Raw genomic sequence first — 17989 nt, forward strand, 5'->3', positions numbered from 1 at the left:
CTTAACTCTTGACACGGAAGCCCCGCATCTCCGGCTGAATTACTTCAGAGCGCGTGCCCCTTCTTCTGCAGCTCCGCGCGGACGCGCTCCAGCACGAAATCTGCGGTATCGTTGGCCCATTCACGCATGGCATCGAAAATGTCGTTGAGCAGCAAAGGCTGCACCTCGACATATTTCTTACCCGCGGGAGAGGCGAAGAAGGTGTTGATCTGCTGCAGGTCGGCCTCGCCAAGACGTGTCGCCAGCATCCGTGCGGAATTCGTGATCAGCTCCTGCTTGCGAGCCTCGATCTCGGGCCTGATCTGCACAAGCGCGGCATCGATATCCTTAGCCAGTTCAGGCCGTGTCACGAACAGCTGCTTGATCTGCTCGCCAAAGGTCGGCACGAGCGCTTCGAACGAGCGCGCCATGCCCGAACCGATGATAACCTCTTGCGCGACGGCAATCTGGCTTGCCGTTGGTTGCGGGGCAGACTGGGCGGGGGCCTGCTGTCCCGGTTGCTGGGCGACAGCCGCCGTGGCGGTTGTCAGCGCCAAGGCCAGCGCGGCGAACGAAATGCGGCTGAAAGCGCGTATCATGATTGTCTAACTCCTTGGCACCATGCGCGTTTTTGTGAGATCCCCATAAGTGGAGATGCCGTTGGGCGACGCAACGATCGCGCCAGTCGCCAAGCCCAGGAACAGCCCGTGGTCCACAACACCAGGAACGACGAGCAAAGCTTGGCTAAGTCTCTCGGGCTCGGAAATGGCGCCGAATGACCCGTCAAGGATATAATGCCCGCCATCCGTGATGAAGGGAGATCCATCGGCCTGCTTGCGCAGCCGAAGATCGCCACGACAACCGGCACCGGCCGCGGCATCACGGACGGCTGCTGTCGTTGAAACGAGCCCGAATGGCACGACCTCGATCGGCAGCGGGAAGCGGCCAAGCACGGCAACGCGCTTGCTATCATCGGCGATCACGATCATGCGCGCGCTTGCCGCCGCCACGATCTTTTCGCGCAGCAGAGCGCCGCCACCGCCTTTGATCAGGCGCAGATCCTCGTCGATCTCGTCGGCACCATCGACGGTCAGGTCGAGCTCAGGCGTCGCATCGAGATCCGACAAGTGGATGCCTTCAGCCTCGGCTTGAACGCGCGTGCGCTCCGAAGTCGGCACGCCGATCACCTTCAAGCCGCCGCGCACCCGCTCTCCCAGAAGAGCGACAAAGTGCTTCGCCGTGGAACCTGTGCCGAGGCCGAGGCGCATGCCGTCCTCCACCAGGGCGACAGCCTGCGCCGCGGCCTGCCGCTTGGCGTCCTCGGTGCTCACTTGTCGAGCCCCGCGAGCAGCATGTATTTCAGCTCGGTGTATTCCTCGATGCCGTGGCGCGAGCCTTCACGGCCGATCCCGGATTCCTTGACACCCCCGAACGGGGCGACTTCGGTTGAGATGAGGCCCGAATTCACGCCGACGATGCCGTATTCCAAGGCCTCCGCGACACGGAAGATGCGGCCGATGTCGCGCGAGAAGAAATAGGCGGCAAGGCCGAACTCGGTATCGTTGGACTGTGCGATCACGTCCGCCTCCGTCTCGAAGCGGAAGACCGGCGCAAGCGGACCGAAGGTCTCTTCGCGCGCGATTACCATGTCCTTCTTCACATTGGTGAGCACCGTCGGCTCGAAGAAGGTATGCCCCAGCGCGTGGCGCTTGCCGCCGACGCGGACCTCCGCGCCCTTGGACAAGGCATCGGCGATATGCTCCTCGACCTTTGAGACGGCCGCGGCGGTGATCAGCGGGCCCTGCTCGATGCCGCCCTGAGTGCCGTCGCCCACTTTGAGCGCGCCGACGCGCGCCGTGAGCTTTTCCACGAAGGCGTCATGAATACCCGCCTGCACATAGAGCCGGTTCGCGCAGACGCAGGTCTGGCCCATGTTGCGGAACTTCGAGGCCATGGCTCCCTCGACGGCTGCATCGACATCCGCGTCGTCGAAGACGATGAAGGGGGCATTGCCGCCGAGTTCCAGGCCCACCTTCTTCACGGTGGAGGCCGCCTGACGCATCAGGAGCTTGCCCACCTCCGTGGAACCGGTGAAGCTGATGAGCTTCACCAGCGGATGCTCGGTCATCACCTTGCCGATGTCCCGCGCGGAACCCGTGACGATGTTGAGAACGCCGGCGGGCAGGCCCGCGCGTTCGGCGAGGACGCCAAGCGCCAGCGCGGTCAGCGGCGTCTCGCCAGCGGGCTTGACCACGGCCGTGCAGCCGGCGGCCAGCGCCGGGCCAACCTTGCGGGTGATCATGGCCGCCGGGAAATTCCACGGTGTAATCGCCGCGATGACGCCGACCGGCTGGCGGATGACGACCATGCGCGCATTCGGCCACGGCGAGGGAATGGTCTCGCCATAGAGGCGCTTGGCCTCTTCGGCGTAAAATTCGATGAAAGCTGCGGCGTAGTCGATCTCGCCGCGCGCCTCCGCAAGGGGCTTGCCCTGCTCGGAGGTCATGATGAGCGCGAGATCGTCGCGGTTGGCGATGATGAGATCGAACCAGCGACGCAGGATGCCGGCCCGCTCCTTGGCGGTGCGCTTGGCCCATCCTGCCTGCGCTGCGCCAGCTGCCTCGACGGCCTTTGTCGTCTCCTCAGCCCCGAAATGCGGCACCTTGGCGATGGTGGTGCCGTTTACCGGATTGGTAACGGGAGTTTGCGCCTCACCGACCCAGGCACCGTTGATGAAACAGGCTTCGACAAGAAGGGATGAATCTTTGAGCTGCATGGCGAAGCCTCCCTGATCTTCAGAAAACGAGCCCGTCCTCTAGCATGCGCTGTCCGGCACGCAAAGCGCCGCCGTTGCTTCTCGAGCGGGAGAACAGAAATGAGAAGCCTTCCCACAGGCCGTCTCCTCGGCTCTCGGGAACCAACGCGGCCCTGGGCGGTTACCGTGGCATCAGTCAACACGGACCAGCACAACGGACCTGAACGATGAGCGGCTTTGCCCTGACGTCAAACTACGCCTGCGAAACCTGCGATTGTTCAGCCATCATGCTCCCCGAAAACCTAACCGACCACAGCGCCGTCAGGTGTTCGGGCTGCGGTGAGGAGCTTGGCGAATGGGGCGCGTTCAAGGCGATGACGCGCCGGATCATCATGGACGAAGTCGAGCGTGGGGCTTGCGACCCACGGGCCGCCGGCGTCGATATGGCAATGAAAATCTGAGCTCGCCGACCACCGGCCGCGCGCGATCAGCGTGGGCTCTGCCCCTCGGATTGGGAAGACGGGGGAGCGATAGCCGGACCGCTTGTCGTTGTGGCCTGAGGCGTACAGACCACCTGCTCGTTGAACACGTAGCAGACGCTCATCTCTCCCGTGCGGAAATTGACCCGGAAGACGCCGCCTTCGCGCTCGTGCCGTGACGAAACCAGGCCGTATTCGCCCGGAGCCTGCTTGCCAGCGCCTTCACCGGGAGCATAGCAGAAGGTTACGCCGATTGTACCTTCCTTCAGGCCGTACTGGCAGGCGCCGACCTCCCCCGTGACACGATCGATCCGATAGACGCGGTTGAGATCGGTCTGCGGCGCCGGGACGAATTCAAAGGGAGCCGCGCCCGCCAAGGCGATCCCGGCGAAAAGGCCGACGCCGATGCGCTTCGCAAGCAAGAACGGTGATGTGATCATAGGCGCTTCCTGACGCGTGCAGTCCAATTTCAGTTGAGACAATGGCGTTCCGATCACCGGCACCGGAGCCGAATCGCTTCGCCCACTGTATCATTCTCCGCTCGACCATTCCCATGACCATCGGCATCGATCCAGCCGCCAGGCCATCGCATGGCCGGCCCCGTTCGTCCTTGTCCGACACATGCGCCCTTGCACGAGGCCTCTGTTTTCGGCTAGCTGCGCGGCATGCACACGCTCACGCCCCGCGTTCTGGCTTTCGACCTCGACGGCACGTTGGCCGACACCGCGCCCGACCTCATCGGGACGCTCAATGTCATCCTCGCCCGAGAGGGCTTACCGCCCCTGCCCCTCGAACAGGCGCGCGATCTCATCGGCGCCGGCGCGCGCGCGCTGCTCGAGCGCGGCCTTGCGGCCAGCGGCCGCACCGCGAGCCCGCAGGAACTCGAGCGGCTTTTCTCGAATTTCGTCGCCCACTACAGCGAGCATATCGCCGATATGAGTCATCTGTTCCCCGGCGTCGAGGCATCTCTCAAGCGCTTCAGCGACGCGGGCTGGGTGCTCGCGGTCTGCACCAACAAGTTCGAGTCGCAATCCATCAAGCTTCTGGAGTTGCTTGGTGTGGCTGATCGCTTTGCCGCTATCTGCGGGCGGGATACGTTCGACGTGTTCAAGCCAGACCCCCGCCACCTGACCGAGACCATCGCGCGGGCCGGCGGCGACCCGGCGACGGCGGTGATGGTCGGCGACTCGCTCACCGACATCAGAACCGCCAGAGCCGCGGGCATTCCCGTCATCGCCGTTCCCTTCGGATATACCGAGGTGCCTGTCGACCAGCTCGGCCCCGATCGCATCATCCACCATTTCGATGAGCTCTGGGACGCGGTCGCCAGCCTGCCGGCGCGGGTGAACCCGTCTCCTATCGCCTGACTGTCGGCAGAGCGGACCGACCAGGGCCACACAATGTACGCCTCGTCACTGGCCTGATGTCGCCGCCGCTCCCGGCGGCGCCAGCTCGAACCGCACATTGCGCAGAAACATGCCGAGCTCGCGGGTGTCGGTATTGCTGCGGTCGAAGACCAGTGGGATGCGTGGATTGGCGATCGCCAAACGGACGATGACATTGCCATCCGGCCGCAAGAGACGTGCCGGCACATCGACGGAGAACCATCGCGGGTCGCCACGGTCGATCGCCCAGTGCGCCAAGGCCTCACCGTTGACCGTGACCGCGACGGAAGTGGGCGGTTGCCCCGCAGGTACAAAGGCCTGACTTTCCATCTCGACCCTGAGGCCTTGCCCCTCGGGCACATTGACGTTGAAGGCAAGAGATGCTTGTCCGCCGTTCGTCCATCGTCCGGTCAGCTCAGCCTCATCCCAGGAATCGAAGGTGAAGAAGCGCCCCCTGGATTCGACAACAGATAGAGTCTCGCCGATTTGCGTCGCCTCGGGCACGAGGGGCAGCGCCAGTGTGCACGCATGCGACCATCGGCCGAACCAACACGGCAAGCCAAAGTTGAGATGTTGGCTCACCTTAACCGCTGCGCGTTCAAGCAAGGTGACATCCACCGCGAAGTGCATGAAGGCGGGCCCGGAGGGAAAATGACGCAGCGGGAGGATCACGAAGCCACCCGGATAGGGCATCGCCTTGTAGTCACCGAACACCCAATAGCGCTTCCCCTGATAGATGGCATGCGGCCCGTTGTAGAAGCTAAGCCATGTGCCAATGGCCGGAACCGCCAGTCCCTCATGAATGCCGACCAGCCCCTCGGGAAAGTCGATCAAACGCGGCTCCCGGACCGAGGCCTCGAAGTTGCCTACGGCTTGGATGGAGGCGCGCCAACCGAAAAGAAACACGACCAATATGGCGGCCATCGCTCCAACCGCCAGACTTTGTCGCATTGGTTTCGCGAAGAGTTCACGAAACAGCATCACACTGTATATACCAAATATAACTAGCGTCCATTTAAAATAATGATAGTTTCCATAGTGCCATAGCCCACCCGGAAGCAGGTCCCTGTATGTCAAGTACAGAATAAAGTATGCGACAGTCGCACTGACGACAATCAGGTGGCGGAATCTCGCAGCCGCCCCTGCCGCCACCATGACGCAGGCGGCCATGCCGGCAAAACCGGAGATGATCCAGGGAAAACGTTCCGCCAGCCCCCTTCCGAGGGCGTCGGGAAAGAGCGGGTACGGGCTGATGACCAAGGTGACCCAACGCATGGGCAAAAGGCGCCATTCAAAGCCTATGCGGTCGCTCATCTTCACATAGTCGCTCAGGTAAAATCCGTGGATCAGCAGATAGGGGGTCGCAAGGAGCACAACGGCTAGAAGGCTCCCCACAACGCCCCCAAGAACAAAGTTGATCACTGAACGGAAAGGCCTGCGCTGCCATAGGAGGCTGACACATGCGGTCGCGCCGGCCATACCCAGCACAACGAGCGCATCGACAGGACGCGCGGCGGCGATCAGGGAGCCGGCAGTTCCCGCGATAGCACCGAGAACGAAGGGATGCTCCCCACTCACGACTTTCACGACGGCCCACAGGCACAGCAGCACCAGCGGCACCGCGAGCGTTGTCGTCCAAGGTATCACCCAGGCATTAAGGCTGATGGAATACGCAACGTTCGTTGCAAAGAAAGTCAGCCATCCGGCGATACGCGCCCAGCGCCAGTTCGGCACGAGGGCGGCAAGCAAGGCTCCGGACAGCCAAAGCGCCGCGAGCAAGCAAAGCAAATTGGGGATCAGAAAAGGATTTGCCGGCGTCAGATGGACGAATGGCACGCCAACCAGCGAGTAGCCTGGCAAATACCAATGATTTCCAGCCTCCAGATTGCCCTGCGAAAATGCGAGGGTGGACTGCAGATACTTCCACTGATCATGCCAGGCCCACCAGCCACTTCCCTCCACAGGCAGGCGCGGCTTTATCGGGCTGTGGCGGTAGGCAGCGAGATAAATGAAGACGGTCGCGAATGCCGATAGCGTGAAAACAGCAATATCCATCCGCCGGGCATCTCGAAATATCCACCCGCCGAAACGAGCCAATTTTCGAACGGTCTCGCGAAATTCCACGATGCATCCTTAGAATATGATCGGCGCGCCTGGCCGCCCGCGCGCCAACGCCTCCCGTCTCAATGCTTCAAAGATCGATCGGATGGCAAGATGCATTGAACCGAATAACGATACTCCGCGTTGCGCGCGGGTCGAACCGCAAACTTGGCCATAGCGCTGACCCTACCACTTGCCGCGCCCCACCGGCATGTGAGCGCCCTCATCTTTTTGTCACGCGTCGGATCATAGGGCTTGCCTTCGGCCTGCGCCTGTGCTTTTGGTGTCGCCTATTGATGGGTGCGTAGCTCAGCGGGAGAGCACTGCCTTCACACGGCAGGGGTCACAGGTTCAATCCCTGTCGCACCCACCATCAAAATCAATGACTTAAAAAGAAACAGACAGTGATCTTTGTGCAAATTGCACACGAGGTTCACGACTTCATACTACATGCTCCCTTTCCGTTCACGGCATGACCCTTCAGGTGGGCGAAGGGGAGCTGGATGACGCGGGGGGATCGGCTTGCGAGACGATTTCTCCCGCGCAACGCGCATGACCGACCGTATCCAAGTGGTCGCCGAGATTGTAAGAGCCGCTCTACGTCCGTGCCAGTTTCATAGAATCAGACGGGCTTTTCGCCGGGACTGATCGGATACGACTTCAGCAAGGATTCTTGGTTGCTGGAAGCGTTGCGGCCATGGCCGAGCAGTGGGGCGCCGCGATACACGATACGGCCGCCAGGCCGGGCCGGACCTGTCCCATCGCCTGCGCGCGCTCATCACGGCAAGCTTCACGCCGCCGGGGTGCATCCAGGAAACTATGGCGGTCCGGGTCACATTCGCCGGCACGGCAGGCTGGTCGCCGCCGCTAGCCGCCCTCTATCGCGCGTGCGACTAGCGGACCGGCGTCAGACGTCCTGTCGCGGACCTGCCCTAGCGCTCCCTGAACTCGCTTGCGGCGAAGCTCGCGCCCTGGAAGCGTCGCGCAATGGCTTCCTCCTCATCAGGCTGCGCGAGGATCGCCTCGGCGAAAACGTCGGCGCTGTCCTGCGGGCGATAGCCGAGGGCCTCAGCGCGATCATTGCGCCACCAGCTGCGCGCGTTGGCCGACACCCCGTAGACAATCTCATAGCCGAGATCGGACGCCTCGAGCGCCAGCGCCGTAAGCTGGACCATGTCGCGCGGGCTGATCCAGGTGGACAAGGTGCGCCGGTCGTAGGGGGCCTCGCTCATGGTGCCGATGCGCAGGCACATGGCTTCAAGCCCGAATTTGTCGTGGTAGAGCCGGCAGGCCGCCTCGCCGAAGGCCTTGCTGAGGCCATAGCCGCAATCGGGCCGCGGCAAGACCGTCTCGTCGATGACGTCATCGCGGCCGTAGAAGCCGACCGCATGATGGCTGGACGCATAGACGAAGCGCCTCACGCCATGCCGGCGGGCCGCCTCCAGAAGATCATGGGTCGCGGCGATATTCGCGGGGAGGATCGCCTGCCAGTCACCAATGCGCGCGACGCCCGCGAGATGAACGATGGCGTCGATGCCGCGCACCGCCGCATCGACGGCGGCGTGATCGCAGATATCGGCCTGGACCAGCGTCTCGCCCGATCGGGCAACGCCGAGATCGGCGCGGTCGAGCAGGCGCAGCCCGTAGCGTCCGGCCAGTCCCTCCCGCAGCACGCGCCCGATCTTGCCGGCCGCCCCCGTGATGAGCACCTCGCGCGGTCGCGCAACAGCCGTGGTCATGTCTCGCAATCCCCGTCGGGCAAGGGTCAATCGTTCAGCCGCTCGTCGAGCGCGTCGCGCAGGGCATCGCCGAGAAAATTCAGCGCCAGCACGGTGAAGAAGATGGCGAGGCCGGGAAAGACGCCCATCCACCAAGCGTCCCAGTACTGCATCGACATGGCGAGCATCGAGCCCCAGGTCGGGGTCGGCGGCTGCACGCCGAGCCCGAGAAATGAAAGGGCGCTTTCGGTCACAAGCGCGGCGGACGCCTTGAGCGAGGCATAGACGATGACGTTGCTCTGAACGTTCGGCCAGATGTGGCGGGCCAGAACACGCAGGTTGGACATGCCGATCGATTCCGCCGCTTGGACGAATTCCGCGTCGCGCAGCACGAGCACCTGCCCTCGCACCAGCCGCGCGAAACCCGGCACATTGACGATGGCGATGGCGATGACCGCGTTGATCAGGTCCGGTCCGAGCGTCGCGACGATGGCGAGCGCCAGGATCATCATGGGGAAGGCCAGCAGGCCGTCCATGATCCGCATGACCATGTCGTCGTACCAGCCGCCGAAATAGCCAGTCGTCAGGCCGATGACGACGCCGAACACCAGCGCCAGGGCGATCGACAGGCCCATGACCTGGAGCGAGGCCGTCGCGCCATAGATGATCCGCGACAGGATATCGCGGCCGAGCTCGTCGGTGCCGAACCAATGCGCTGCGCTCGGCGGCTCGAGCAAGGCTTCATAGTCGATCGCGGTGGGATCATAAGGGCTGATCCATGGCGCGCTGACGGCGCAGACCAGGAGCACGGTCAGCAGCACCACGGCGACGCGCCCGAGGCGATGGCGCCAGATGGTGCGCAGCGTATGGAGGAAAAAGCCGCGGGAGGCGCCGGGCGCCGAAGACGCGAGGCTGTTCGGCGAAGCCGTGGTGATGGCGCTCATAGCTGCACCCGCTTGTCGAGCAGGGCGTAGCTCAGGTCCGTCAGGATATTGATGACCAGCACGCCCACAACCACCACGAGAATGGCCCCCTGCACGACCGGGAAGTCGCGCTCGAAAATGCCGTCGACGATCATCCGTCCAAGCCCCGGCAGCGAGAAGACCGTTTCCGTGACCACCGCCCCGCCGATCAAGGCGCCCATCTGCAGGCCGATGACGGTGACGACAGGCATCATGGCGTTGCGCAGGGCGTGGCGAACGATGACGCGCCGCTCTCCGGCGCCCTTGGCGCGCGCCGTGCGAATGAAGTCCTGAAGCAGGACACCCAGCATGGCGGCGCGCGTCTGCCGCATCACCAGTGCAGCCTGTGCCGTACCGATGGTGATCGCCGGCATGAGCATGAGCTTGAGATTGGCGAGGGGATCGACGTGAAACGGCACGTAACCCGACGGAGGCAGCCAGCCAAGGCGGATGGAAAAGAACATGATGAGCAGGATTCCGACCCAGAAATAAGGAATCGCCATGCTCGACATGGCCACCGCGCTGACCGCGGTGTCGATCCAGCTGTTGCGTTTCAAGGCGGCGAGGATGCCGAGGGGGACACCGATGACGAGCGACAGCGCGACGGCGAGAAGCGTCAGCTCGAAGGTCACCGGGATGCGGGCGGCCAACATCTGCGCGACAGGCTCCCGCGTCTTGAGCGAGCGGCCGAGATCACCTGTCGCGGCGCGGCCGAGCCATTTGGCGAACTGCACGACAACGGGCTGGTCAAGACCGAGCTCGCTGCGCAGCTCCGCACGCTCCTTGGCGGTGGCATGCTCGCCCAGCATGCTCGCTGTCGGATCGCCCGGGAGCATCAGGGTCGTGGAAAATACGACGATGCACATGACGAGCAGGACCGGCACGAGCTGGACGAGACGCCGCACGATGAATGAAGACATGAGCGTTTCCCATCAAACGGCGGCTTATGCCTGCCGAATTATTCTAGATGCCGAAGCAGCCTCAGGCGGCGGAACCAGCCTTGTCCGCCTCCTCGCGCGCCAGCACGGAGAGGATGGCGGGTTCGGTCGCATCAAAATGCTTCTGCATGGCCTCGGCAGCCGCCCTCGGGTCCCGCGTCTCCATCGCTTCCAATATGGCGGCATGGCGACGGAAGGTCTCGTCCGGCTCACGGACATGCCGCTGGCTGTGCAGCTTGCGCATGCTTTCCTCGATCGGCACGCCGAGCGCCTGGAACAGGTTCGTGACGAGCGTGTTGCGGCTGGCCCGCACGAGAAGCAGATGGAACCGCGCATTGGCGGGAATCCAGACCTCTGAATTCGTACGGTTCTTGTCCATCACCGCCACGATGCCGCGCAACTCATCCAGTTCCTCGTCGCTGATGAACTGCGCGGCCAAGCTCGCCGTATAGGTCTCAAGCGCGCGGCGCAGGCCGACCACCTCGCGCAAGCCGCCCGACATGGTCCTGACGGCGAAGAGAAAATACTGGGCCAACGGTTCCGGCCCCTGCTCGCGGATCGTTGTCGGACGGCCATGCCGGATATCGACAACGCCCATCTCCGCGAGGCGCTGCAAAGCTTCCCGAACGACCGACTTGCTGACGGAAAAGCGGCGCGCCAGCTCCGCCTCCGATGGCAGCTCGTCGCCGGGCTTCAATTCGCCGTTGTAGATCAACCCTGTGATGCGATCGACAAGAACGGCTGAAAGCCGCGGCCGCAAAAGGCTCTCCCCAACAAAATCAACCATTCGCACCGTCTTCCCAGGATCGATCCGCAAGAGATCTGATGAGTTGATGTCTGAACTCCGTTGACAGAAATATGCTGAGCATCTTACTAAAGGTCAACGCAAAAAATGGACCGCAGACAAGCGGGCGTGACGGCTCCCTGGCATGGGAACCGATGTCATTCCTTTGAGAAGTGGGGAGGAGCGCATGGAGCGCGTAAAAACGATTGTGCTTTCAACGGCCTTGGCGTGTGTTCTGGCAATGCCGGCGCTGGCTGACGATACGCCGAAGCGGGGTGGAACGCTGACGCAGGCCGTCGACCTGGAGCCCGCGACGCTTGACCCGATCTACGGCAACGCGCCGGGCAAGGATCGGGCCGTCTACACGCAAATGCTGGAAAATCTGTTTGTTCAGGATGATGCCGGCAACTTCGTCCCCCAGCTGGCGACGAGCTGGGAGATTGCGCCTGACCAGAAGTCCATCATTTTCAAGCTGCGCGATGGTGTCGTCTTCCACGACGGAACGCCCTTCAACGCCGAGGCGGTGAAATTTAACCTCGACCGTGTGATCGACCCCGCGCAGAAGGCGCGCGCGCGGCAATTCGTAGGCGACATGGCGTCCATCGAGGTGATTGATCCGCTCACGGTGAAGGTGAATTTCTCCGCGCCGTCCGGCTCGGTCCTGGCCGGCCTCGCCAATGAAGCTGGCATGATCTCCTCACCGACTGCGGTGAAGGCCAAGGGGGCCGACTACGCCCGCAGCCCGGTCGGCACAGGCCCCTTCCGCTTCGTGAGCTGGACAGGCGGTGATCGTATCGCGGTCGAGCGCTTCGACAAATACTGGGGCAAGGACGACAAGGGCCAGCAACTGCCTTATCTCGACGCCGTCGTTACCCGCTTCATTCCCAACACGACGGTCAAGATCGTCGAACTGCGCTCCGGCAACGTGCAGCTGGGCGACCTCGTCCAGGTAAAGGACTACGGGCAGATCGAGCGTGACGGCAATACGGAGCTCGTCCCGAACCACGTCGGTACGGCGCAGTATATGTCGTTCAACCTGACGAAGCCGCCCTTCAACAATCCCGACCTGCGCCGCGCGGTTGCCCATGGCATCAATCGCCAGACCATGGAGCGCGTGGTCTCGCGCGGGGAAGGCGTCATCGCGCCCACCTTCGAGCCGCCGAGCTCATGGGCCTTCCCGGCCGAGTTGCAGCCCCACGCCCACGATCTCGCCAAGGCCAAGGAATACTATAAGAAATCCGGACATAGCGGCCCGATTACGCTTGCCATCATCCAACGCGACCCCGACACGCAGATCGCGCAGATCATCCAGTCGCAGCTCAAGGATGTGGGCATCACCGTGAATATCGAGACGATGGAACGGCAGGCCTGGCTCGACAAGATCCTGAGCTACAACTACGACATGGCCTTGCAGCGGGCCAATACGCCACGCGTCGATCCCGACATGAGCTTCAGCACCTATTACAGCCGCAATGCCGGGTCGAACTATGCCGGCATCAAGGATGAGAAGGTCTTCAATGATGTCGCCGCCGCGCGCGGGACGACGAATCTTGAAGAACGCAAGAAGCTTTACAGCGATATCCAGAAGCAGTTGTTGGATGAGTATTACCAGACATTCTTCTTCTGGCGCGCCAACAAGGACGTAAAGCGCAAGAATATCAAGGGCGTGCGGCGCGAGCTCAGCGGCAACTGGCTGGTTGATCGCGCCTGGATCGCCAACTGACAACCGTTTCGTGGCCGGCGGTGTCGCTCCCCGCGCCGCCGCCCTCCAATCTTCAAACAAGGCTCTCCAGAACAAAGCGAGTAACGCATGGATAGCACCACCTCCCCCGGTGGCCTCGACCTGGCTACACGAGAGCGGCTGTCGCAGGTAACGACCGCAACCTTGACGACGCTGCTGCTGAGGCGCGGCTTCAGGAACACGTTCATGCGCAAGGTGCAGCCCGTCGCGCCCGGCAAGCCACGCATGGTCGGGCTCGCATCGACCATGCGCCTCATCCCCAATCGGGAAGACCTGACCAATATCTTCGACCGCGATAACCGGCGCGACCTGCAGCGGGTGATGGTGGAAACCATTCCGGCCGGGCATGTGCTGGTCGTCGATTCGCGCGGCGATGCGGAGGCGGCATCCTGCGGCGAGATCCTGATGATGCGCATGATGGTGCGTGGTGTCGCGGGCGTCGTCACCGATGGCGGCTTCCGCGACTCGCCCTCCATCGGCCAGCTCGCGATCCCGACATTCCACGCCGCGCCCGCCGCGCCACCCATCATGGTCAAGCACCATCCGGTGGAGATCAATTGTCCCATCGCCTGCGGCGGCGTCAGCGTCTTTCCCGGTGATGTGATCGTCGGTGACGACGAAGGCGTCGTGGTCTTGCCCCGCGCAGAGGCCGATCAGATCGCGATCGAAGCAGTCGAGAAGGAAGCCGTCGAGGAGTTCATCGCCATGTGCGTGCTCGCGGGTGAGCCGATCGTCGACATTTACCCGCCGACATCGGCCGTCCACGAACGTTTCAACCGTTGGGTCGCAGCGGGCCGCCCCGCTGAAGGCCATGCCATAGTCACGGAGCCTGCCGAATGAAGATCGTCGACCTCAAGGCGCGATGCGTCGCCATTCCGACCAATGCCCAGCTCAGGAGCAACACGGGGGTTCATCCCGGATACTTCATGCGCACGATCATCGAGCTCGTCACCGATGAGGGCATCGTCGGGCTCGGCGAAGTTGGCGGCGGCGACCAGCGCGGCGCGCTCGCCAAGCTGAAGGACAGGCTCATCGGCCTCAACCCGTTCAATACAGAGTTGATCAAGGCCAAGATCCTGCGCAATACCTACTTCCAATCGAACGCCCGCATCTATGCGGCGATCGAGATCGCCTGCCTCGACATCCAGGGCAAGGTCGCCGGAGTGCCCGTGCACGACCTGATGGGCGGGCGCGTCCGCGACGCGGTGCCCTTCATCGGCTATCTGTTCTGGCGCTACGACAGGCCAGGCGGCGGCGACGACACGACGGCGGAGGACGTGGCGGCCCATTGCGTTGAGCTCGCCGAGACGCTCGGCGTGCGCGCCATGAAGCTGAAGGCCGGCGTGATGGAACCACGCGAGGAAGCGCGCGTGCTGGAACTCTGCCGCGACAGGCTTGGCGACGAGTTCGGCCTGCGGATCGACCCCAACGGCACCTGGTCGGTGGGCACCGCCGTGCGCATCGGCAAACGCCTGGAAGCGCTCGATATAGAATATTTCGAGGACCCTTCCTGGGGGCTCGAGGGCAATGCGGCCGTCCGCAAACAGATCCGCGTACCGATCGGCACCAACATGTATCCCGCGCGCTTCGATGACCTCGGGCCGGGCATCCGCATGGGCGCCGCGGATGTCATCCTCACCGACCTGCACTATTGGGAGGGGCCGCGCGGCGTGAAGGATCTCTGCGCCGTGTGCAAGGCCTTCAGCCTCGGCGTGGCCATGCACAGCGGCTGCGAATTCGGCATCGAGCTCGCCGCCATGCTGCACACCGCGGCCACGATCCCCGAGATGATCTACGCCGGGGATGCGCATTATCACTATCTCACCGACGACATCATCGCAGGTGGGTTGATGCCATACAGGAACGGATCCATCGCGGTTCCAACCGGTCCTGGGCTCGGTGTGGAACTTGATCCGGAGAAAATGGACAAGTACGAGCGCTATTACGAAGAAAAAGGCGACTACTATGCCCGTTTCCGCACCGATCCACGCCGTCCCGACTGGCACCCCGTCATCGGAGGACGTTGATACCGCCCTTGCTCGCCTGCGGGACTGGGCCTTCGAGGTGCTTATCCCATTCTGGAGCGAAGCCGGCGTCACGGATGCCGGCTATTTCTTTGAAGATCTGGACTTTTCCGGACGCCCCTGCCCCATCGAAGCGCTCCATACGCGCGTCCAGGCCCGGCAGGTCTATACCTTCGCGCATGCGGCGCTCCTCACGGGCAATGATCACTATCGCCACCTTGCCGTCAGGGGTTTCGAGGCCACGGCCGGCCTGCTCTGGGACAAAGACCATGGGGGATGGCTGCGTAGCGTGACGCCAGGCGGCCGCCCGATCGATCCGCGCTGTGACGCCTATGACCAGTGTTTTGCCCTGCTCGCGCTTGCATGGTTGCACCGTCTCGGCGAGCCGAGGGCCGAAGAATGGATCGAGAAGTCTCTCGCCGCACTCCACCAGCGCCTGTCGGCGCCGCGTCATGGCGGCTACTCTGAGTTCGCGCCGAGCCCCACCGGCGCGCCCTTGCCTCGGCGCCAGAACCCGCACATGCATCTCATGGAGTCGTTCCTCGCCCTCGAAGAGGCCGGCTTCACTGCCGCAGCTCCCCTGTCCGACGCGATCGTCGACCTGTTCCTGACGCTGATCGAGCGCGATGGCGCCATCGGCGAGTATTTCGCTGAGAATTGGGAGCCCGCGGCTGGAGAGGCAGGCCGCATCCGTGAGCCGGGCCATCAATTCGAATGGGCGTGGCTTCTCATCGTCTACGCAGACATAAGGCATTCGCGACGCGCGGCGGACGGCGCCCATCGCCTCGCTACCTATGGCTGGAGGCACGGCTTCGATGGCGAAGACGGCCATGTTCCGGCTCTCATCGAGGCTCACGACCCGACAGGCGCCCCACTCCGCGACAGCAAGCTGCTCTGGCCACAAACCGAGGCGATCAAATATTTCGTCCGGCGCCGTCAGAACGGCGACGGGGCGATTGACGACAGCGCGCCCGAGCTTGCGAGGCTGGTCACAAGCCTCTTCGATCACTTCGTCATCGCCGATGGTCCACTCTGGCGAAACCAGATCAGTCGTGGTGGCACGCTCCTCGCGCAGACCGTTCCCACACGGCTGCTCTATCACATCATGACCTGTGTCGGTGTCATCTGCGATGCGGCGGCGGCGCGCCATGCCAGAAGCGAAGGTATTGAACGATGACCATGGATACGGCGGCGACGTCAGATCGTTATGACGCGGCAACCCTCGAAAAGGTCGTGAGCCTTCTCCTCACGCGCGGCGGCGCCTCCACGATCAACGCGGAGATGGTCGCGCGTCATCTTGTCGAAGCCGAGTTCATGGGCCATGCCTCCCATGGCATCCGGCTGACGGGCATGTATGTGGAAAGGCTGCTGACAGGCGAGGTCGAGGGCGCGACGAGCCCGCGCATCGCCCACGATGCCGGCGCGGTGGTGCGTATCGACGGCCGGCGGGCGTTCGGACAGGTTGTCGGGGAATTCGCCGCCCATCTCGGCGCGGAGCGCGCCAAGGCCCACGGCATCAGCATGGTTGCCGTGGCCCATTCCGGCCATCTCGGCCGCAACGGACGTTGGCCTGAGATCGCCGCGCGTGCCGGCATCGCCTCGCTGCATTTCGCCCATGGGCGCGGTGGTGCCGCCCCCGTCGCGCCCTTCGGCGCGCGCGAGGGAAAACTCCGGACCAACCCCATCGCCATGGGTGCGCCGTTGCGTCCGGGGGAGGACCTGATCCTAGATTTCGCCGTGGCCGAGGTTTCGGGCAATACTGTCAAGCTCGCGCTGGAACGGGGCGAAAAGCTACCGACGGCCTGCCTCATCGGTCCCGACGGCCTGCCGACCGACGACCCCAGCGTTTTCCAGAAGGCCGGCGCACTGATGGCCTTCGGCGGATTCAAGGGCTACGGTCTCGCCGTTTTCGCCGAAGTCTTCGCCGGCTTCATCGCCGGCGATCCCTCGGATCCCGTGCCCACCAACAGCCTGCTCTCCATCTATTTCGATCCGGCCACGCTGAAGGACGAGGCGACATACCAGTCCGGCCTGGACGAACTCTTCGCCGCGGTGCGCGGCGCGGCGCCGATCGATCCCGATCGGCCTGTCGTTCTGCCCGGCGATCGCAGCCGCGCGCTTCACGCGCGCAACAGCCGGGATGGCATCGGCATTGACGCCGTCCGACCGGTCGTTCTCAAGGTCGCCGACAGGCTCGGCTGCCGTGTCCAGATCGAAGCCCTGCTCGGGTGAGTAAAGCGCCTGGGAGCGAAGATCAGTGGCGGACGCTTTTTCGCCGTGAATATCCCTCACTTTTTCGGGATGGCTCAGGACTGTTTGGGCGAAGGCTGCGGAAAACGTGACATGAAAATCGCTCGCGGAGCGCTGACCGGAATTATTCTGCTTGTTGGGTCCCTCGGCCTTAGCGGCTGCGTGTCCGGGAGCGCGGGCCCCGTCTACTACTCCGGTGGCGCCGGCTATTACAGCGGCTCCTGGGTGGACTATGGCTATGCGCCGCCCCCGGTGGTCTATCCCGTTCGCTATTATCCCCGCTATGCCTATGGCCCACCGCGCGTATATCCCGGCGGGCCGGGCTACGGCCCTTGGGGAGGCTATCGCGGGCCACGCTATGTGGGACCCGGACCAGGGCGTCCACCTGGTTTTCGCGGCCCGGGCTATCGCCCACCCGGCGCATACGGGCGCCCGGTGATGGGCGGTCGCCCACCTATGGCCGGACGGCCTCCCATGGCCGGGAGACCTCCCATGGCTGGCCGCCCTCCGATGGGCGCCAGACCTGCAATGTACGGCCGCCCGCCCATGGGTGGCCAACCACCTTTTCCCGGCGCGCAACCTTGAGGGCAACAGGTAGCTCGCCAACGGAACGGCCGGGTGCGAAGGGGATGTCCACCTAATCGGATCCGCGTCAACTATCCTGATACCGGCCATCGACGATGGCCGGCAGTCGGCGTTAGGAGACTGAAGAAGGGCCCGGCAACACCTCAAGTCGTCGCGATCGACGGGGATCAGGATAAGACCGGTACTGTGGCCCGCCTGTCACGCTCGCGGCGATCACGCTGGTGTGAGCAAAATATACCGCCGATCCCTGTTGCAGCTTACGCATTCTTTAGACAAGTTGCCGCCTGAT

Annotated in this window: 17 protein-coding genes and 1 tRNA gene; 9 read left to right on the plus strand and 9 right to left on the minus strand. The window is 63.5% G+C overall.

Annotated features, from left to right (window positions below; all coding sequences use genetic code 11):
* Nucleotides 1–44 precede the first annotated feature (44 nt).
* From KIO74_RS08245 to KIO74_RS08255, 3 genes are read right to left on the minus strand one after another with little or no spacing between them, the layout of a single operon-like run.
* Nucleotides 45–578 carry a DUF2059 domain-containing protein gene (locus KIO74_RS08245; RefSeq protein WP_213331551.1) on the minus strand — a complete coding sequence of 178 codons (534 nt, stop codon included), beginning with the start codon at nucleotides 576–578 and terminating at the stop codon, nucleotides 45–47.
* A 6-nt stretch (nucleotides 579–584) separates the two neighbouring features.
* Nucleotides 585–1310: a ribose-5-phosphate isomerase RpiA gene (gene rpiA, locus KIO74_RS08250; protein ID WP_213331552.1), complete on the minus strand. Its 726-nt coding sequence runs from the start codon at nucleotides 1308–1310 to the stop codon at nucleotides 585–587.
* Nucleotides 1307–2755 (minus strand): NAD-dependent succinate-semialdehyde dehydrogenase, encoded by a 1449-nt coding sequence (locus KIO74_RS08255; RefSeq protein WP_213331553.1) that lies wholly within the window; start codon nucleotides 2753–2755, stop codon nucleotides 1307–1309. The genes rpiA and KIO74_RS08255 overlap by 4 nt, the downstream gene beginning before the upstream one ends.
* Before the next feature lie 206 nt (nucleotides 2756–2961).
* On the opposite strand from KIO74_RS08255, the gene KIO74_RS08260 reads away from it, so the two are divergent.
* Nucleotides 2962–3195, plus strand: coding sequence for a hypothetical protein (locus KIO74_RS08260; RefSeq protein WP_213331554.1), 234 nt, complete (start codon nucleotides 2962–2964; stop codon nucleotides 3193–3195).
* A gap of 26 nt (nucleotides 3196–3221) precedes the next feature.
* Here the strand turns inward: KIO74_RS08260 and KIO74_RS08265 are convergent, their stop codons facing one another.
* Nucleotides 3222–3653: a hypothetical protein gene (locus KIO74_RS08265; RefSeq protein ID WP_213331555.1), complete on the minus strand. Its 432-nt coding sequence runs from the start codon at nucleotides 3651–3653 to the stop codon at nucleotides 3222–3224.
* A 225-nt stretch (nucleotides 3654–3878) separates the two neighbouring features.
* Here KIO74_RS08265 and gph point away from each other — a divergent pair, with 225 nt between their 5' ends.
* The gene (gene gph, locus KIO74_RS08270; RefSeq protein ID WP_213331556.1) at nucleotides 3879–4580 is read left to right on the plus strand and encodes a phosphoglycolate phosphatase; all 702 of its coding nucleotides are present in this window, start codon (nucleotides 3879–3881) and stop codon (nucleotides 4578–4580) included.
* Between the two features lie 45 nt (nucleotides 4581–4625).
* On the opposite strand, the gene KIO74_RS08275 is transcribed toward gph, so the two are convergent.
* On the minus strand, nucleotides 4626–6653 hold the full coding sequence (locus KIO74_RS08275; protein ID WP_213331557.1) for a hypothetical protein: 2028 nt from the start codon (nucleotides 6651–6653) through the stop codon (nucleotides 4626–4628).
* A gap of 343 nt (nucleotides 6654–6996) precedes the next feature.
* Between KIO74_RS08275 and KIO74_RS08280 the strand changes: the two genes are divergently transcribed.
* A tRNA-Val gene (locus tag KIO74_RS08280) sits at nucleotides 6997–7071 on the plus strand.
* Nucleotides 7072–7630: 559 nt separating this feature from the next.
* Here the strand turns inward: KIO74_RS08280 and KIO74_RS08285 are convergent.
* From KIO74_RS08285 to KIO74_RS08300, 4 genes are all read right to left on the minus strand, one after another.
* Nucleotides 7631–8437 (minus strand): NAD-dependent epimerase/dehydratase family protein, encoded by an 807-nt coding sequence (locus KIO74_RS08285; RefSeq protein WP_213331558.1) that lies wholly within the window; start codon nucleotides 8435–8437, stop codon nucleotides 7631–7633.
* A gap of 26 nt (nucleotides 8438–8463) precedes the next feature.
* Entirely contained in the window at nucleotides 8464–9360 is an 897-nt protein-coding gene (locus KIO74_RS08290) for an ABC transporter permease (protein WP_213331559.1), read from the minus strand.
* Nucleotides 9357–10298 carry an ABC transporter permease gene (locus KIO74_RS08295; RefSeq protein WP_213331560.1) on the minus strand — a complete coding sequence of 314 codons (942 nt, stop codon included), beginning with the start codon at nucleotides 10296–10298 and terminating at the stop codon, nucleotides 9357–9359. Before KIO74_RS08295 ends, KIO74_RS08290 begins: the two co-directional genes overlap by 4 nt.
* A 61-nt stretch (nucleotides 10299–10359) precedes the next feature.
* The gene (locus KIO74_RS08300) at nucleotides 10360–11103 is read right to left on the minus strand and encodes a FadR/GntR family transcriptional regulator (RefSeq protein WP_213331561.1); all 744 of its coding nucleotides are present in this window, start codon (nucleotides 11101–11103) and stop codon (nucleotides 10360–10362) included.
* Between the two features lie 184 nt (nucleotides 11104–11287).
* Here KIO74_RS08300 and KIO74_RS08305 point away from each other — a divergent pair, with 184 nt between their 5' ends.
* From KIO74_RS08305 to KIO74_RS08330, 6 genes are all read left to right on the plus strand, one after another.
* Nucleotides 11288–12823, plus strand: a complete 1536-nt coding sequence (locus KIO74_RS08305; RefSeq protein WP_213331562.1) for an ABC transporter substrate-binding protein — start codon at nucleotides 11288–11290, stop codon at nucleotides 12821–12823.
* Nucleotides 12824–12910: 87 nt separating this feature from the next.
* Nucleotides 12911–13681, plus strand: a complete 771-nt coding sequence (locus tag KIO74_RS08310) for an RraA family protein (RefSeq protein WP_213331563.1) — start codon at nucleotides 12911–12913, stop codon at nucleotides 13679–13681.
* Nucleotides 13678–14868: an enolase C-terminal domain-like protein gene (locus tag KIO74_RS08315; RefSeq protein ID WP_213331564.1), complete on the plus strand. Its 1191-nt coding sequence runs from the start codon at nucleotides 13678–13680 to the stop codon at nucleotides 14866–14868. The genes KIO74_RS08310 and KIO74_RS08315 overlap by 4 nt, the downstream gene beginning before the upstream one ends.
* Complete coding sequence (locus tag KIO74_RS08320) at nucleotides 14807–16042, plus strand: AGE family epimerase/isomerase (protein ID WP_213331565.1); 1236 nt, start codon at nucleotides 14807–14809, stop codon at nucleotides 16040–16042. Before KIO74_RS08315 ends, KIO74_RS08320 begins: the two co-directional genes overlap by 62 nt.
* Nucleotides 16039–17097, plus strand: a complete 1059-nt coding sequence (locus KIO74_RS08325) for an Ldh family oxidoreductase (protein ID WP_213331566.1) — start codon at nucleotides 16039–16041, stop codon at nucleotides 17095–17097. Before KIO74_RS08320 ends, KIO74_RS08325 begins: the two co-directional genes overlap by 4 nt.
* A gap of 111 nt (nucleotides 17098–17208) precedes the next feature.
* A complete protein-coding gene (locus tag KIO74_RS08330; RefSeq protein ID WP_213331567.1) occupies nucleotides 17209–17700 on the plus strand; it encodes a hypothetical protein in 492 nt (163 codons plus the stop codon).
* Nucleotides 17701–17989 lie beyond the last annotated feature (289 nt).

This window comes from Chelatococcus sp. HY11, from assembly GCF_018398335.1.
Lineage (GTDB): Bacteria > Pseudomonadota > Alphaproteobacteria > Rhizobiales > Beijerinckiaceae > Chelatococcus.

Coding starts and splice junctions, on each gene's coding strand:
- KIO74_RS08320 (WP_213331565.1), top strand. CDS start 14,807: ATGCCCGTTTCCGCACCGATCCACGCCGTCCCGACTGGCACCCCGTCA.
- KIO74_RS08295 (WP_213331560.1), bottom strand. CDS start 10,298: ATGTCTTCATTCATCGTGCGGCGTCTCGTCCAGCTCGTGCCGGTCCTG.
- gph (WP_213331556.1), top strand. CDS start 3,879: ATGCACACGCTCACGCCCCGCGTTCTGGCTTTCGACCTCGACGGCACG.
- KIO74_RS08315 (WP_213331564.1), top strand. CDS start 13,678: ATGAAGATCGTCGACCTCAAGGCGCGATGCGTCGCCATTCCGACCAAT.
- KIO74_RS08310 (WP_213331563.1), top strand. CDS start 12,911: ATGGATAGCACCACCTCCCCCGGTGGCCTCGACCTGGCTACACGAGAG.
- KIO74_RS08325 (WP_213331566.1), top strand. CDS start 16,039: ATGACCATGGATACGGCGGCGACGTCAGATCGTTATGACGCGGCAACC.
- KIO74_RS08300 (WP_213331561.1), bottom strand. CDS start 11,103: ATGGTTGATTTTGTTGGGGAGAGCCTTTTGCGGCCGCGGCTTTCAGCC.
- KIO74_RS08260 (WP_213331554.1), top strand. CDS start 2,962: ATGAGCGGCTTTGCCCTGACGTCAAACTACGCCTGCGAAACCTGCGAT.
- KIO74_RS08285 (WP_213331558.1), bottom strand. CDS start 8,437: ATGACCACGGCTGTTGCGCGACCGCGCGAGGTGCTCATCACGGGGGCG.
- KIO74_RS08290 (WP_213331559.1), bottom strand. CDS start 9,360: ATGAGCGCCATCACCACGGCTTCGCCGAACAGCCTCGCGTCTTCGGCG.
- KIO74_RS08275 (WP_213331557.1), bottom strand. CDS start 6,653: ATGGATATTGCTGTTTTCACGCTATCGGCATTCGCGACCGTCTTCATT.
- KIO74_RS08265 (WP_213331555.1), bottom strand. CDS start 3,653: ATGATCACATCACCGTTCTTGCTTGCGAAGCGCATCGGCGTCGGCCTT.
- KIO74_RS08245 (WP_213331551.1), bottom strand. CDS start 578: ATGATACGCGCTTTCAGCCGCATTTCGTTCGCCGCGCTGGCCTTGGCG.
- KIO74_RS08330 (WP_213331567.1), top strand. CDS start 17,209: ATGAAAATCGCTCGCGGAGCGCTGACCGGAATTATTCTGCTTGTTGGG.
- KIO74_RS08255 (WP_213331553.1), bottom strand. CDS start 2,755: ATGCAGCTCAAAGATTCATCCCTTCTTGTCGAAGCCTGTTTCATCAAC.
- KIO74_RS08305 (WP_213331562.1), top strand. CDS start 11,288: ATGGAGCGCGTAAAAACGATTGTGCTTTCAACGGCCTTGGCGTGTGTT.